1 protein-coding gene is annotated in these 1278 nt (G+C 45.7%); it reads left to right on the top strand.

Translation table 11 applies throughout. The features are described 5' to 3' along the window. Nucleotides 1-22: 22 nt before the first annotated feature. Nucleotides 23-1039 carry an IS110 family transposase gene (locus tag Q4Q52_RS22140; RefSeq protein WP_311991697.1) on the top strand — a complete coding sequence of 339 codons (1017 nt, stop codon included), beginning with the start codon at nucleotides 23-25 and terminating at the stop codon, nucleotides 1037-1039. Nucleotides 1040-1278 lie beyond the last annotated feature (239 nt).

Below are 1278 nucleotides of genomic sequence, written 5' to 3'. Positions count from 1 at the left end.
CAGAAAGAGGACGGGTCCACTTATGAAGATTACTACAATTGGTTTAGATATCGCAAAGTCTGTTTTTCATGCTGTTGGTGTCGATAAAGCTGGCAAGTTAATTAAAAAGAAAATGCTTAGACGCAAAGACTTGCTACCTTTTATCGCTCAAATTGAGCCGTGCCTAATTGTGATGGAAGCCTGTAGTGGCGCAAATTACTGGGCCAGAGAATTTGAGCTGTTGGGCCACAGCGTTAAGTTAATTGCTCCTCAATTTGTCGTGCCTTTTCGACAAGGTAACAAAAATGACTACAACGATGCCTTAGCCATCGCTGAAGCTGCGCAGCGACCCAACATGCGGTTTGTAAAACCCAAAAGCGTCGAGCAGCAAGATGTGCAACTGCTCCACCGAATGCGCGAACGATTAACTAAACAATCAACCGCCTTAATCAACCAAGTGCGAGGGATGTTAGCGGAATACGGCATTGTGATGACCAAAAGTAAATCGGCTTTTAAAGTACAGTTCCCAGATATTTTAGCGGATGAAACCAATGCGCTGACCACCAAAGGTCGGGCCATTTTTTATCAGTTATATGAAGAGTTTAGTGATATAGAAAAACGGCTTAAGGGTTGTGACGTTCAAGTGCTCACAGAAACTAAGAACAATGTGATTTGCCAGCGTTTAGAGACTATCCCTGGCATTGGTCCAGTCACCGCTACCGCCTTTTATGCCGCCGCAGGTGATGGTAAAGATTTCAGTAATGGCAGGCACTTTTCAGCTTGGTGTGGCTTGGTTCCCAAACAACACAGCAGCGGAGGTAAAGAAAACCTCCTTGGGATAAGCAAGCGGGGAAATGCGTATTTACGCACCCTGTTCATCCACGGCGCCAGAGCGGTGTTGCAACACAGCCAGAATAAGCAAGATAAGTTTAGTTGCTGGGCAATCCAGTTAGCAGAGCGCCGAGGTTTTAACCGAGCCTGTGTGGCCGTCGCCAATAAGCTCGCGAGAATGGCATGGGTTATCGCGGCGCGTAACGAAGAGTATCGGCTTCCAGTATAGAACTGAATTTATTTTTAATGATTAACCAACCAGCAAGTTGCTATGACACTTGATTTGATGATGAGACAGTCAGACTGATCTACTGAAAACCTTACGGAGGCATAGGCTCATTACGAAGCCGCAAGGATGATAAGGACAGTAGAAGCAGATATCCATCAGGGCCAGAGGCATACCTCAATAACAGGCCGAATATATGGGTGCAATGAACTCTTCTCAAAATCGCTATCGAATGTCTTGCA

It is taken from the genome of Shewanella sp. SP1S2-4, assembly GCF_031932075.1.
Classification (GTDB): Bacteria; Pseudomonadota; Gammaproteobacteria; order Enterobacterales; family Shewanellaceae; genus Shewanella; species Shewanella baltica.
The sequence above is the reverse complement of the archived record's forward strand: the minus strand, read 5'-3'. Positions and strand labels throughout refer to the sequence as shown.